The sequence below is a fragment of the Streptomyces spectabilis genome (assembly GCF_008704795.1).
Classification (GTDB): domain Bacteria; phylum Actinomycetota; class Actinomycetes; order Streptomycetales; family Streptomycetaceae; genus Streptomyces; species Streptomyces spectabilis.
This window is the reverse complement of record NZ_CP023690.1, coordinates 7,651,338-7,664,424: the sequence shown is the minus strand read 5'-3', so window position 1 is coordinate 7,664,424 and position 13,087 is coordinate 7,651,338. Positions and strand designations below refer to the sequence as shown.

13 protein-coding genes are annotated in these 13,087 nt (G+C 73.3%); 4 read left to right on the top strand and 9 right to left on the bottom strand.

Annotated features, from left to right (window positions below):
* Positions 1 to 72 precede the first annotated feature (72 nt).
* Positions 73 to 951, top strand: coding sequence for a LysR substrate-binding domain-containing protein (locus CP982_RS33420; protein WP_150513866.1), 879 nt, complete (start codon positions 73 to 75; stop codon positions 949 to 951).
* A gap of 23 nt (positions 952 to 974) precedes the next feature.
* On the opposite strand, the gene CP982_RS33415 is transcribed toward CP982_RS33420, so the two are convergent.
* A complete protein-coding gene (locus CP982_RS33415) occupies positions 975 to 1,934 on the bottom strand; it encodes an Lrp/AsnC family transcriptional regulator (RefSeq protein ID WP_229878606.1) in 960 nt (319 codons plus the stop codon).
* A 145-nt stretch (positions 1,935 to 2,079) separates the two neighbouring features.
* Here CP982_RS33415 and CP982_RS33410 point away from each other — a divergent pair, with 145 nt between their 5' ends.
* Positions 2,080 to 3,585: an MFS transporter gene (locus tag CP982_RS33410; protein ID WP_150513864.1), complete on the top strand. Its 1,506-nt coding sequence runs from the start codon at positions 2,080 to 2,082 to the stop codon at positions 3,583 to 3,585.
* Between the two features lie 204 nt (positions 3,586 to 3,789).
* The gene (locus tag CP982_RS33405; RefSeq protein ID WP_150513863.1) at positions 3,790 to 5,613 is read left to right on the top strand and encodes an AMP-dependent synthetase/ligase; all 1,824 of its coding nucleotides are present in this window, start codon (positions 3,790 to 3,792) and stop codon (positions 5,611 to 5,613) included.
* 21 nt (positions 5,614 to 5,634) lie between these two features.
* On the opposite strand, the gene CP982_RS33400 is transcribed toward CP982_RS33405, so the two are convergent.
* From CP982_RS33400 to pqqA, 8 genes are read right to left on the bottom strand one after another with little or no spacing between them, the layout of a single operon-like run.
* Positions 5,635 to 6,735 carry a PQQ-dependent sugar dehydrogenase gene (locus CP982_RS33400; protein ID WP_150513862.1) on the bottom strand — a complete coding sequence of 367 codons (1,101 nt, stop codon included), beginning with the start codon at positions 6,733 to 6,735 and terminating at the stop codon, positions 5,635 to 5,637.
* A gap of 32 nt (positions 6,736 to 6,767) precedes the next feature.
* Positions 6,768 to 7,562 (bottom strand): polysaccharide lyase family protein, encoded by a 795-nt coding sequence (locus tag CP982_RS33395; RefSeq protein WP_150513861.1) that lies wholly within the window; start codon positions 7,560 to 7,562, stop codon positions 6,768 to 6,770.
* 7 nt (positions 7,563 to 7,569) lie between these two features.
* Complete coding sequence (locus CP982_RS33390) at positions 7,570 to 8,760, bottom strand: glycoside hydrolase family 88/105 protein (protein ID WP_150513860.1); 1,191 nt, start codon at positions 8,758 to 8,760, stop codon at positions 7,570 to 7,572.
* Positions 8,757 to 9,884, bottom strand: coding sequence for a pyrroloquinoline quinone biosynthesis protein PqqE (pqqE, locus tag CP982_RS33385; RefSeq protein ID WP_150513859.1), 1,128 nt, complete (start codon positions 9,882 to 9,884; stop codon positions 8,757 to 8,759). Before pqqE ends, CP982_RS33390 begins: the two co-directional genes overlap by 4 nt.
* On the bottom strand, positions 9,881 to 10,102 hold the full coding sequence (gene pqqD, locus CP982_RS33380; RefSeq protein ID WP_150515847.1) for a pyrroloquinoline quinone biosynthesis peptide chaperone PqqD: 222 nt from the start codon (positions 10,100 to 10,102) through the stop codon (positions 9,881 to 9,883). The genes pqqE and pqqD overlap by 4 nt, the downstream gene beginning before the upstream one ends.
* Before the next feature lie 57 nt (positions 10,103 to 10,159).
* Positions 10,160 to 10,888, bottom strand: coding sequence for a pyrroloquinoline-quinone synthase PqqC (gene pqqC / locus CP982_RS33375; protein ID WP_150515846.1), 729 nt, complete (start codon positions 10,886 to 10,888; stop codon positions 10,160 to 10,162).
* An 11-nt stretch (positions 10,889 to 10,899) separates the two neighbouring features.
* Entirely contained in the window at positions 10,900 to 11,814 is a 915-nt protein-coding gene (gene pqqB, locus CP982_RS33370; protein WP_150513858.1) for a pyrroloquinoline quinone biosynthesis protein PqqB, read from the bottom strand.
* A 9-nt stretch (positions 11,815 to 11,823) separates the two neighbouring features.
* On the bottom strand, positions 11,824 to 11,955 hold the full coding sequence (gene pqqA / locus CP982_RS33365) for a pyrroloquinoline quinone precursor peptide PqqA (protein ID WP_150513857.1): 132 nt from the start codon (positions 11,953 to 11,955) through the stop codon (positions 11,824 to 11,826).
* Positions 11,956 to 12,281: 326 nt separating this feature from the next.
* Between pqqA and CP982_RS33360 the strand changes: the two genes are divergently transcribed.
* On the top strand, positions 12,282 to 13,073 hold the full coding sequence (locus CP982_RS33360) for an aldo/keto reductase (protein WP_150515845.1): 792 nt from the start codon (positions 12,282 to 12,284) through the stop codon (positions 13,071 to 13,073).
* Positions 13,074 to 13,087 lie beyond the last annotated feature (14 nt).

The following is a 13,087-nucleotide window of genomic DNA, read 5'->3' as shown; positions in this document are numbered from 1 at the left end:
ACGCGATCGGGAATCCCGCACACCGCTCTGACTGTCATCACGAATCGTGATAACCCGCGCTAGCCTGGAGCGATGTACGACCCCGCACAGCTGCGCACGTTCCTCGCGGTCGCCCAGACGTTGAGCTTCACGCAGGCCGCGCGCCGTCTCGGCCTGCGCCAGTCGACGGTCAGCCAGCACGTGCGGCGCCTGGAGGACGCGACCGGGCGGGCCCTGTTCGCCCGGGACACGCACGGCGTGGAGCTGACCGAGGACGGCGAGGCGATGCTCGGCTTCGCGCGCCGCATCCTGGAGGTGCACGAGCAGGCCACGGCGCACTTCACCGGCGCCCGGCTCGGCGGGCGGCTGCGCTTCGGCGCGTCCGAGGACTTCGTCCTGACCCGTCTCACCGACATCCTGGAGTCCTTCCGGCGCGGCCACCCGGAGGTCGACCTGGAGCTGACGGTCGAGCTGTCCGGCACGCTGCACGAGCGCCTGGACGCGGGCAAGCTCGACCTCGTCCTGGCCAAGCGCCGCCCGGAGGACCCGCGGGGCGAACTGGTCTGGCACGACGGCCTGGTGTGGATCGGGGCGCCGCGGCTGCGGCTCGACCCGGGGCGCCCGGTGCCGCTCATCGTGTACCCGCCGCCGGGCATCACCCGCGCCCTCGCCCTGCGGGCCCTGGAGCTGAGCGGCCGTCCCTGGCGGATCGCCTGCACCAGCGGCAGCCTGAACGGCCTGGTGGCCGCGGCGCGCGCCGGGCTCGGCGTGATGGCGCACTCGCGCGGCCTGATCCCGCCCGGCCTGGTCCGGGTCTCCGAGCGGCTCGGCCTGCCGGAGCTCGGCGCGGTGGACTTCGTCCTGCGCCACGGCGAGCGGCGCCTCGCCTCACCGGGCGCCCACGCGGCGGCGGACGCGCTCGCGGCCGCGATCCTGGCGGGCGGCGACCGCTTGCAGCGCGGCCGCGCCTAGGGTCTGCCCGCGCGGGACCGGCCCTAGCGCGTGGGTTGGTACGTGAGTTGCTTCACGCGGCGCAGATACGGCGTCGTCTCCACGTGCCGTACGCCCTCCAGGCTGCCGATCGCCCCGCTGAGGTAGGCGTACAGGCCCGCCGTGTCCTGGGTGACGACCGTCGCCACGAGGTTGGAGGGGCCCGCCGTCGCGGCGACGTAGGCGATCTCGTCGTGCTCGGCCAGGGCCTGGCCGACGGAGGCCAGGGCGGCGGGGGCCGTCGTGATCCACAGGGTGGCGCCGCAGCGGTAGCCGAGGTCCTCGGCGCTGTACTCGATGTCGACGTAGATCGCCCGGGACTCCAGGAGCGCGGCCAGGCGGCGTTTGACCGTGGACTCCGAGAGGCCGGTGGCGCGCTGGAGTTCGGGGTAGCCGGCGCGGCCGTCCGCTTCGAGCGCGGCGACCAGGGGTTCGTCCTCCGGCGCGATCCGTGCCGGTCCCGCGGGTGGCGCGGGCAGCTTCGGCGTCAGCGCCGCGAGCTGCTCGGCGCTCAGCGGGGCGAGCTTGGCGAGCCAGCCGCGGGGCCCGCCGAAGAAGGTGTGGAGGAGCTGGTGGGCGCGGATGTCCACGATGTGCGGGGTGCGCGGCAGCTTGCCGAGCAGCAGGTCGTGGTCCCCGGGGGTACGGGGCTTGGTCATGCAGAGGACCTCGGTGCCGCCGGAGGCCAGGCCCACCCAGAACGTGTCGGGGCGGCGGGCGAGCGCCTGCGCGATGGTCTGGGCGCCGTCCGGCGCGCAGCGCAGCCGGAGCATCCAGTGGTCCTGGCCGAGCCGCTCGGCGTTGCGCAGCACCACGACCCGGAGCCCGCCCTCGGCGGTGAGCCGGCGGAAGCGCCGCGCGATCGTCTGGTCCGAGACGCCGAGCACCGCCGCGATCTTGCTGAACGGCGCGCGCCCGTCGGTCTCCAGGGCCTGGAGCAGCTTCCGGTCCAGATCGTCGAGCATGGAGGATTCCATCGATGAGCACCCCTGAGATGTCGGATTCCGCCGCCTCGCCGCCATCGGCGTCACGATCGTCCGGCCTCCACGGATCGTACGACAACGGAGCCACCACCCGGTGGCGTACGGACCGGACAACGGGAGAAACACCATGCGCTCATGGGGGCCGCTGACCGCGGTGTGCCTGGGCACGTTCATGCTGCTGCTCGACGTGACGATCGTGGTCGTCGCCCTGCCCGACATGGCGCGGGCCCTGGACGCCTCGCTCAGCGATCTGCAGTGGGTCATCGACGGCTACGCGCTCGCGCTCGCCGCGCTGCTGCTCGGCGTGGGCGCCGCCGCCGACGTGATCGGCCACCGGCGCGTGCAGCTCGCGGGCACCGTCGTCTTCGCGCTCGCCTCGCTCGGCTGCGGGCTCGCGGGAGACGCGGAGCTGCTCGTGGCGGCGCGCGCCGTGCAGGGGCTCGGGGCCGCCGCGATGTTCGCCACGACCCTGCCGCTGCTCGGCGCCGCCTATCAGGGCAAGGAGCGCTCGGTGGCGCTCGGGGTGTGGGGCGCGGTGAGCGGCGCCGCCGCCGCGCTCGGGCCGATCGCCGGCGGGCTGCTCACCGAGGGGCCCGGCTGGCGCTGGATCTTCTTCGTCAATCTGCCCGTGAGCGTGGCCGCGGTCTGGCTGACGCTGCGCGCGGTGCCGCCGTCGCGCGGGCGCGCGGAGCGGCGCGTGGACTGGGCGGGCACGGCGACGTTCGTGCTGTTCGCGGGCGCGCTCACGTTCGGCGTGGTGCGGGCGTCGACGGTCGGCTGGACCTCGGCGCGCACCGGCGTGACGCTCGCGGTGGCGGCGCTCGCGCTGCTCGCCTTCGTCGCGGTGGAGCGCCGCGCCACCCATCCGCTGCTCGATCTGCGGCTGCTGCGCAAGCCCGCGTTCACGGGCGTCCTGATCGGCGCGATCGGCTACAACGCGGCCGCGTTCGGCGTGATCCCCTACCTCTCGATCTGGCTCCAGACGGTGCTCGGCATGAGCCCGGTGCACGGCAGCCTCGTCCTGGTGCCGCTCTCGGCCACGTCGTTCGTGGTGGCGGCGGTCGGCGGGCGGCTCCTGCACGGGGTGCCCGGCCGGTACGTCATCGGCGTCGGCCTGCTGCTGATCGGCGCGGGCGGCCTCGCGATGGCGGTGCTCGACGCGGGCTCGTCCTGGGGCGCGCTCGTGCCGGGCCTGGTCCTGGCGGGCGTCGGCACCGGTCTGGTCTCGCCGGGGCTCGCGGGCGCCGCGCTCGCCGCGGTGGAGCCGCGCGACGCGGGCATGGCGGGCGGCGCGGTGAACACCTTCCGGCAGCTCGGCTACGCCCTCGGCGTCGCCGTCTTCGGCACGATCCTGACCTCCCGGATGCAGGACACGCTCGGCCACGACGCCGCGCACACGGTGGCGGGCGGCGGGGCGGCGGCCGTGCGGGGCGCGGTCTCGGAGCACAGTGTGCGCGAGGCGTTCGCGGCCGGGCTCAACGGCGCCTCGCTCACGGCGGGCGTCACCGGCCTCGTGGCGGGCGTCGCCGTCCTCGTAATGGTCCGGACCAAGCGGTCGGCCGACGCGGGTCGGCGGCCCGCGGCGTCCGAACGGACCGCCGGGGGCAGGCCCGAGAAGCAGCTCCAGGCGTAACCTCCGCGTACAGATTCGGTGGAGATTACGCCACCGAAACTTACTCATCCGTCAGGAAACTGTCCGGCCCTTCCCCTTGTGGCCGCATTTCACCAGCTGACCTGTGACGATCGTGCCCATCGGCCCGTTCCCCACCCCTCTCCCGGAAGGGAGAGGGGTGGGGTACCGTCACCGGCGCTGTGCGGAGCGCCACAAGGAGCACCATTGCGCGAGTTCACGAACCCTCCCCTGGCGTCGGCTCCGAGGGTGGGCGGCCTTGCCGACGCCGTCTTCGACCATGCCCTGGAGGATCCGGTCCGCGTCGTGCTCGGGCGCAAGGGCGCCGACGGCACCTGGCGGGACGTGACCTCGGCGGAGTTCCGCGACGAGGTCCTCGCGCTCGCCAAGGGGCTGCTCGCCCGGGGCGTGCGCTTCGGCGACCGGGTCGCCATCATGTGCCGCACCCGCTACGAGTGGACGCTGTTCGACTTCGCCCTGTGGACCGTGGGCGCCCAGGTCGTCCCCGTCTACCCGACGTCGTCGGCCGAGCAGGTCTTCTGGATGCTGCACGACGCGGAGGTCACGGCGGCCATGGTCGAGCACGAGGACCACGCGATGACGATCGGCTCGGTCGTGGACCGGCTTCCGCTCCTGCGCTGTCTGTGGCAGCTCGACGAGGACGCGGTGCGCGAGCTCGGCGAGGCGGGCCGCGACCTGGACGACGAGGTGGTGCACCGCCACCGCCGCGCGGTCACGCCCGACTCCGTCGCCACCGTGATCTACACCTCCGGCACCACGGGCCGCCCCAAGGGCTGTGTGCTCACCCACGCGAACTTCATGTTCGAGGTGGACACGGTCATCCGGCGCTGGGAGCCGGTGTTCCACTCCAAGCGCGGCGACGAGGCCTCGACGCTGCTCTTCCTGCCGCTCGCGCACGTCTTCGGCCGCATGGTGCAGGTGGCCGCGGTGCGCGGCCGGGTCAAGCTCGGGCACCAGCCGAGCCTGAGCGCGGCGGAGCTGCTCCCGGACCTGGCCGCGTTCCGGCCCACCTTCTTCCTCGCCGTGCCGTACATCTTCGAGAAGGTCTTCAACGCGGCCCGGCGCAAGGCCGAACGGGAGGGCAGGACGGGCCCGTTCGACAAGGCCGTGGAGGTGGCGGTGAAGTACGCCGACGCGATGGAGGCCAAGGCCTTCGGCACCGGGCCCGGCCCCTCGACGGCCCTGCGGATGCAGCACCAGCTCTTCGACAAGCTGGTGTACGCCAAGGTGCGCGAGACGATGGGCGGCCGGGTGCGGCACGCGATGTCCGGCGGCTCCGGCATGGACCGGCGCCTCGGCCTGTTCTTCGCGGGCGCGGGCGTCACCGTCTTCGAGGGCTACGGCCTCACCGAGTCGTCGGCCGCCGCGACCGCCAACCCGCCCGAGCGCACCCGCTACGGCACCGTCGGCCAGGCCGTGCCCGGCACCACCGTGCACATCGCGGACGACGGGGAGGTGTGGCTGAGCGGCCCGCACGTCTTCCAGGGCTATCTCAACGACCCGAAGGCCACCGACGCGGCCCTGCACGACGGCTGGCTCGCGACCGGCGACCTGGGCGCCCTCGACGAGGACGGCTACCTCACGATCACCGGCCGCAAGAAGGAGATCCTGGTGACCTCCGGCGGCAAGAGCGTCTCCCCCGCCCAGCTGGAGGAGCGGGTGCGGGACCATCCGCTGGTCGCGCAGTGCCTCGTCGTCGGCAACGACCGCCCCTACGTCGCGGCGCTCGTCACGCTCGACGCGGAGGCCGTCGACCACTGGCTCGCCATGCGCGACAAGCCCCGTCCCACCCCCGCCGACCTGGTGCGCGACCCGGACCTGGAGACCGAGGTGCGGCGCGCGGTGGTCGCCGCCAACACCCTGGTCTCGCAGGCCGAGTCGATCCGTACGTTCCGGATCCTGGCGCACCAGTTCACCGAGGAGCACGGCCTGCTCACGCCCTCGCTCAAGCTCAAGCGCAAGGCCATCGAGCAGGCGTACGCGGACGAGGTCGCGGCCCTCTACCCCTGAGGGCGGGCCGCGCCGCCCGGGTCAGCCGATGGAGACGCGGAAGATCTTGTCCGCGCCGTCGGGCTGACCGCCGTTGTTGTCGGCGTTGGTCGTGGACAGCCACAGCGCCTTCGCGCCGGGCACGGTCGTCACCGCGCGCAGGCGGCCGTACTGGCCGACGTAGAACGCCTTGGCGGAGCCGACGTTCTCGCTGTCGGCGTTGATGGGGACGCGCCACAGGCGTTCGCCTTTGAGGGCCGCCATGTAGACGGCCCCGTCGACGACGGCGACGCCGCTCGGTGAGGCCTCGGCGACGCCCCAGGTCTTCTTGGGGTTGGTCATCCCGGACACGTTGCAGTTGCCCTCGCAGGTGGGCCAGCCGTAGTTCCTGCCGGGCTTGATGAGGTTCAGCTCGTCCCTGGTGGCGTCGCCCAGCTCGGCCTCCCACAGACGGCCCTGCGGGTCGAAGGCGATGCCCTGCGGGTTGCGGTGGCCCAGGCTGTAGACGAGCGTGCCGAAGGGGTTGCCGGGGGCGGGCTCGCCGTCGCGGGTCAGGCGCAGGATCTTGCCGTTGAGGGAGTCCTTGTCCTGGGCGAGCTTGCGGTCCTGCGCGTCGCCGGTGGTGGCGTACAGCAGCCCGTCGGGGCCGAAGGCGAGGCGGCCGCCGTTGTGGTACTTGGCCTTCTTGATGCCCTTGACCAGGACCTTGTAGCCGCCGAGCGAGGAGCCGTCGTAGGTCATGCGGGCGATGCGGTTGCCCTCGGCCGCGGTGTGCATGACGTAGACGTAGTGGTTGGTCGCCCACTGCGGGTCGACGGCGACGCCCATGAGGCCGCCCTCGCCGCCGGTGGTCTGCGCCTCGGGTACCGTGCCGACCCGCTTCTTCGCGGAGCCGTCGGCCGACACCGACCAGACGCCGAAGCCGTCCCGCTCGGTGACGAGCGCGGACGAGCCGTCGGGCAGCCAGGAGGTGCCCCACGGGATGGTCCAGCCGTTCGAGATGGTCTTGACGCCGGTGGGCTCGCCGGCCGGGGCGGGCGGCGCGGCCGCCGCCGGGGGGACCTGGGCCAGGAGTCCCGCGGTGAGGACGGCACTGGCGGCGAGGGCCACCCTCCGGGCGGTCGGCCTGCTCTTGCGGTGCATGGGTGCCTCCTGTGAGGGGGGTCGGGGGCGGCTCAGACGAATTGGTAGGCGCGCATGCCGGTCAGGAGCATGTAGGTGTCCCGGATCGAGCCGGAGGTGTCGCCGAGCGAGCGGTAGATGCCCCACTTGGGCCGCACCCGGTCGGCGAGGAAGGTGTCCACACCGGACTTCGTCGTGTCGACGACCGTCGTGCCACCGCTCCCCAGGATCCAGCGCACGGAGCCCGACGAGCCGTCGCCGATCGTGATCCGGAAGTCGACGTCGGTCCACCGGTCGTGCAGCGGCTCCAGGTCGGTGCGGCCGACCAGGACGTCCTGCTCGAAGACCTTCAGCTCGATGGTCTGTCGGCCGCCGGAGCGGCGCAGCGACTGCACGACGATCGGCGCGCTGCCCGCGCCGGGCTGCTTCATCTGCATGATGTGCGTGAACGTCGTCGTCGCCATGAGCGAACTCGGCAGGAACATGCGGTAGGTGACCCGCCAGGTCTGCCCCTTGTGCCACTTCAGATACGTGTCGCCGGTGCGGCAGCCGGTCACCTCCTGGCGCTGGCGGTCGGTGCTGGTGTCCCGGTCCACGGTGTGGAGGGTGAAGCGGAAGCTGTCGCCGTCAGCGAAGACGTGCGGCTTGGCCGCCGGGTGCGAGTCGGCGCGGTCGTCCTCCACGGTCTCGAAGGCGCGGGTCCCGACCTCACGGGCGGACGGCGACCAGCGCAGCTGCCACGCGGCGGCGGGCGCGGCCACGGCGGACGGCACCCCGGCGGCGGTGGCGGCCGCGCCCGCTCCGGCGCCGAGTGCCGCGCCCAGGACGGTCCTTCGCGACGGGGTCATGCCCGGCTCACCTCTGTTTCCGCAGCTGTTCGTGCATGAGCAGGAAGGCGCCGAGACCGTGGAAGTCGTTGGTCTGCCGGGGCCGGGCGACGTAGAAGGCGTAGTCGCCGACGTTCGTGCCGATGGAGATGCCGGTCAGGTCGGTCAGGCCGTCGGCGCCGCGCGAGATCCGCTCCAGGACGCCCCGGTGGCCGCGCCGGGCGACCTCGCGGTACGCCGCGGAGACATAGCCCTTCTCGGCGGCGCGCGAGAGGGCGTAGGTGAACATGCTGGAGCAGGACGTCTCGGTCCAGTTCCCTTCACGGGCGCCCTTGTCGACGACCTGGAACCAGCGGCCGGTGGCCGGGTCCTGGGTGCGGGCGATGCCCGCAGCGAGCTTCCGCACGACGCCGACGAGCCGGTCGCGGCCCGGCCGGTCCTTCGGGGTGGCGTCGAGGACGTCGACAGCGGCCATCGCGTACCAGCCGATGGCCCGGCACCACTGCTCGGGAGCGCGGCCGGTCTCCTTGTCGGCCCAGACGGCGGTGCGCGACGCGTCGAAGGCGTGCTGGAACAGGCCGTTGTCCGCCTGGAGGCGACGGGCGTACGTGGTGAGCTGCTCGACGGCCTCGCGGTCGGTGTACGCCTCGTCGTCGAACTCCGCGCCGTACTCGACGAGGAACGGGGTCACCATGTACACGCCGTCCGACCAGAGCTGGTGCGCGCGGCTCGCGGTGTCGGCGTGCCAGAAGCCGCCGTCCGCCGTGCGCGGGTACGTCCTCAGCCGGTCGCGGATCTTCCGTGCGGCGATCCGGTAGCGGTCCTCGCCCGTCTCGTGGTGCAGGGCCACCAGGAGCCGCCCGGCCTGCATGCTGTCGAGGCTGTTGTACTTCTGCGCGGTGTTCCCGTCCTGGTCGACGAACCGGTCGACGTACTGCTTGACGTACGTCAGATACCGCTCGTCGCCGGTGCGCAGGTACGTGCGGTACTGGCCGTAGAGATAGAGCCCGACGGGGTACGACCAGCCGCCGATGGACGCCGGGGTGTGGCGGGTCATCGTGGACTCGACCAGGGCGGCGGACCAGTCCTCCGCGCCCGCCCGCGCCCCGGGAGCCGCGGCCGGGGCCGTGGAGGGGGCGGCCGGGGCCGCGGGGGCGAGCCCCACGAGCCCGGCGAGGGCGAGGGCGCACGCCGCCACGGATATGCCGGGACGTTTCATGATCCTCCTTCGCGGTAGGCGTAGCCGCCCGCGGTCTGCGCGGGCTCCCGCGCGGCGTCGACGAGGGCGCGCACGATCCCGTGGTCGGGCGAGCGCGAGCAGGCGGGGTCCGTACGGGCGGCGTCGCCCGTGAGGGCGTACGCCTGGCAGCGGCAGCCGCCGAAGTCGACCGTCCGCAGGTCGCAGGAGCGGCAGGGCTCGGGCATCCAGGCCTCGCCCCGGTAGCGCGTGAAGGCGGGCGATTCCCGCCAGATCCAGTCGAGCGGCCGGTCCCGCACGCTGGGGGCGGCCGCGCCGAGCAGCTCGGCGGCGGCGGGGCAGGGCAGGACCGTGCCGTCGGGCGCGACGGTCAGGGACACCGCGCCCCAGCCGCCCATGCACGGCTTGGCGGTGGCGTCGACGTAGTCGGGCGCCACCCACACCAGCTCCATGCGCCCGGCGAGGTCGGCCCGCCACCGCTCGACGGTGGCGCGGGCGCGGGCCACCTGCTCGGGGTGCGGAAGGAGCGCGTCGCGGTTGCGCAGGGCCCAGCCGTAGAACTGGGTGTTGGCCAGCTCGATCCGCTCCGCGCCCCAGGCCAGGCCGAGTTCCACGAGGGCGTCGAGCGCGTCCAGGTTGGCGCGGTGCAGGACCACGTTCAGGCCGAGCGGCAGTCCGGCCGCGCGGACCAGACGGGCCGCCCGCTCCTTGGCGCCGGACGCCCGCGCCCCGGCGATACGCCGGGCGGCGTCCGGGTCGGTGTGCTGCACGGACAGCTGCACGCTGCGCAGGCCCGCCGCCAGGAGCGCGGCGAGCCGGGCCTCGTGCAGGCCGACGCCGCTCGTGACGAGCTGGGTGTGGATCCCCGCGCCGTCGGCCGCGGCGACGATCTCCGGCAGATCGCGGCGCAACAGCGGCTCGCCGCCGGACAGATGGGTCTGGACGACGCCCAGGTCACCGGCCTGCAGAAAGACGTCGGCCCACTCCGCACCGGACAACTCTGCTGACCGACCGACCAGTTTGGTCGGATTGGAGCAATAGGAGCAGCGCAGCGGGCAGCCGTGCGTCAGCTCGGCGAGCAGCGCCCAGGGCGGCTCCGGGGGCGGCGCCTGCGGCCGGGCCCCCGACGGCGTGGCGGCGGTCACCGCAGCCACCCCTCGTCCCGCAACTGCTCCAGGAACACGGGCACTTCGGCCGCGACCGGGGCTCCGGGGTGGCAGCGCGCGAGCTCCGCGACGATCGCCTCCACGTCGCGCTCGCCGTCGCACAGGGCCACGATGCTCCCGGCGGCGCCGCGGAGGACCACCACCCGCTCGGGCAGGACGAGCAGGTCGACACCGCGCACCCGGTCGTGCCGGAGCATCACCGAGCGGGCGAGCACGGGCCGCCAGTCGAGTCGCAGAAGGTCACTCACGGCGGCTCACTCCTTCGTTCCGGCCCCGGCGGGGCCCCGGTCCACGGCGTCGAGGAGCGCCCACAGCACGTCGCACTTGAAGGCGAGCGCGGCCACGGCCCGCTCCTGCTGCTCGCGGGTGCGCGCCCAGGCGCGGACCAGGCCGAGGGCCTCCCGCCCGTCACGCCCGCCCTGTTCCACCCGGCCGCGGAAGTAGGCGAGTCCGTCGGTGTCGATCCACGGGTAGTGCTTCTCGAAGGCGGCGATCCGCGTGCGCATCAGGTCCGGCGCGGACAGCTCGGTGAGCGAGGCGGCCACGGCGTCGAGCGCGGGCCGCAGGCGGCAGAAGTTGACGTACCCCTCGACGGCGAGCCGCACCCCGGGCAGCGTCCGGGACGCGTCCGTCAGCTCGTCGCGCCCGAGTCCCGCCGCCTCGCCGAGCCGCAGCCAGCGCTCGATGCCGCCGTCGCCAGGGCGCTCGCCGTCGTGGTCGCGGATCCGCCGCAGCCAGCCGCGGCGCAGGCCCGGGTCGTCGAACTTGGCCAGGATCAGGGCGTCCTTGACGGGGATGTGGCGCTGGTAGTGGAACCGGTTGGCGATCCAGCGGCGCAGTTCGCCGGGGCTGAGGTCGCCCTCGTGCATCCGGACGTTGAAGGGGTGGCGGTCGTGGTAGCGCTCGGCGGAGACGGCCCGCAGCCGCTCGGTGAGTTCGTCCGCCGTCCACGGCTCGCGCTCGCCGGACACCGTGCCGTCCAGGGTGGCTGTGCTCACAGCTCGATCACCATCCGCTCCGCCGCGACGTCGAGTCCCTGGTCGGCGAGGTGCTTGTGCTGCTCGGCGCCGGGGTCCCCGAGGGGGTTCGTATTGTTCAGATGCGTGTACAGACAGCGGCCCGGCAGGCGTGCCAGCCGGTGCGCGGTGCCACCCGGACCGGTGATCGGCAGATGGCCCATCCCGGTGGCGGTGGTGCGTGAGAACCCGGACCGCAGCGGCTCCTCGTCGTCCCAGAAGGTGCCGTCGACAATGACGACGTCGGCCTCGCGGGCGGCGTCCTCGAAGGCGTCGGTCCAGGCGGCGAGCGCCGGGGCGTACAAGGCGGTGGCGCCCGTGCCGGTGTCGCGCAGGCGCAGGGCGACGGACCAGGCGTCCCCTTCGGCGGCCGGGCCCGTGGCGTCGGCCGCGTAGCGCGGGCGCTTGGCTGAAACGGGCACCGCGTCGACGGTGACCTCCGCCCCCTCGCCCAGAGGCGTTCGCGCGCCGGTCAGCTCGCGCCAGCGGACCGTGGTGTAGGGGCCGAGCACGGCCCCGAGGCCGAGTCGCTCGCGGACGGCGCGGAGCACCGGCGCGGTGGCGCACACGTCCACGCCGTCGCGGGCCTCCCGCAGCCGGGCGATGCCGAGGGTGTGGTCGAGCTCCGCGTCGGTGAGCAGGACGCCCGCGAGCGGCGAACGGCGGACGTCGGCCCCGGGGCCGGGCAGCAGTCCCGGGCACTCCTCGATCTGCTCGCCGATGTCGGGCGTCGCGTTGACGAGGTACCAGCGGCCCGGGCCCGCGCGGACGGCGAGCGATGCGTGGCGTCGGCGGCGTCCGGGGTGGGCACGGGCCCCGGCACAGCCGGGGCACGCGCAGTTCCACTGGGGCAGCCCGCCGCCCGCCGCGGTGCCGAGCACCTGGAGCAGCACGGCCGGTGCTTACCGGTCGGCGAGGCGGTACGCGGTGACCTCGAGCGAGGTCTCGACGACCGTGTACTCGGGGGTCTGCCAGGCGGTGCGGTCGGTCGGGCCGGGGGGAAGGTCCGACGTCTCCTTGTCGTGGGTGTTCATGGGCGTGTCCTGCCTTCCTGAAGAAGTGGGGGTTCAGGAGCCACTGGGATACACCACCATCGGTGTGCGTAGGGTGTTCACATGGATGGCCTGCGTTCAGTGACGTGCAACAGAGTCGCGGCATGACGGGACGCGGTCAATGGTTCGGACCGATGAGGTCGGAGCCATATCCGGCCATTCTCCGAGGGCCGCCCGGAGCCCGGGTCCCACGCCAGGAATGCGGCACGGCCCCTGATCGTTGACCATGGACGTACCACCCATCGACGCATAAGGATCGAGAGCCCGTGAGCAAGGTCCCCCCGATCATCCTGAACAACGGCATCGAGATGCCCCAGCTCGGCTTCGGCGTCTGGCAGGTGCCGGACGACGAGGCGGAGCGGGCGGTCGCGACGGCCCTGGAGGCCGGGTACCGCAGCATCGACACGGCGGCCGTGTACGAGAACGAGACGGGCACCGGCAAGGCCATCGCGGCCTCCGGCGTCGCCCGCGAGGAGCTCTTCGTCACCACGAAGCTCTGGAACAGCGCGCAGGGATACGACTCGACGCTCCAGGCGTTCGACGAGTCCCTGGGCAAGCTCGGCCTCGACTACGTCGATCTGTATCTGATCCACTGGCCGATGCCGGACAAGGGCACGTACATCGACACGTACAAGGCCTTCGAGAAGATCCTCGCGGACGGCCGCGCCAAGTCGATCGGCGTCTCCAACTTCCTTCCGGAGCACCTGGAGCGCCTCATCGACGCCACGTCGGTGATCCCGGCGGTGAACCAGATCGAGCTGCACCCGCACCTCCAGCAGCGCGCCTCCCGCGAGTACCACGCGGAGCAGGGCATCGCCACCGAGGCCTGGTCGCCGCTCGGCCAGGGCAAGGGGCTCCTGGAGGTCCCGGCCATCGTCGCGATCGCCCAGAAGCACGGCCGCAGCCCGGCGCAGGTCGTCCTGCGCTGGCACCTCCAGCTGGGCAACGTGGTCATCCCCAAGTCGGTGACCCCCTCCCGCATCGAGGAGAACATCACGGTGTTCGACTTCGAGCTCGACCCGGAGGACATGGCGGCGATCAGCGCGCTGAACGAGGACCGGCGGATCGGCCCCGACCCGGCGGACTTCCACGTCGCGTAGGGCGCGCGAGCGGA

Bases quoted from the DNA above. Each gene is read 5' to 3' on its own strand.
- CP982_RS33390 (WP_150513860.1), bottom strand. From the start codon at position 8,760: ATGAAACGTCCCGGCATATCCGTGGCGGCGTGCGCCCTCGCCCTCGCC.
- CP982_RS33360 (WP_150515845.1), top strand. From the start codon at position 12,282: ATGCCCCAGCTCGGCTTCGGCGTCTGGCAGGTGCCGGACGACGAGGCG.
- CP982_RS33415 (WP_229878606.1), bottom strand. From the start codon at position 1,934: ATGCTCGACGATCTGGACCGGAAGCTGCTCCAGGCCCTGGAGACCGAC.
- pqqD (WP_150515847.1), bottom strand. From the start codon at position 10,102: ATGCTCCGGCACGACCGGGTGCGCGGTGTCGACCTGCTCGTCCTGCCC.
- pqqA (WP_150513857.1), bottom strand. From the start codon at position 11,955: ATGAACACCCACGACAAGGAGACGTCGGACCTTCCCCCCGGCCCGACC.
- CP982_RS33395 (WP_150513861.1), bottom strand. From the start codon at position 7,562: ATGACCCCGTCGCGAAGGACCGTCCTGGGCGCGGCACTCGGCGCCGGA.
- CP982_RS33410 (WP_150513864.1), top strand. From the start codon at position 2,080: ATGCGCTCATGGGGGCCGCTGACCGCGGTGTGCCTGGGCACGTTCATG.
- CP982_RS33420 (WP_150513866.1), top strand. From the start codon at position 73: ATGTACGACCCCGCACAGCTGCGCACGTTCCTCGCGGTCGCCCAGACG.
- CP982_RS33400 (WP_150513862.1), bottom strand. From the start codon at position 6,735: ATGCACCGCAAGAGCAGGCCGACCGCCCGGAGGGTGGCCCTCGCCGCC.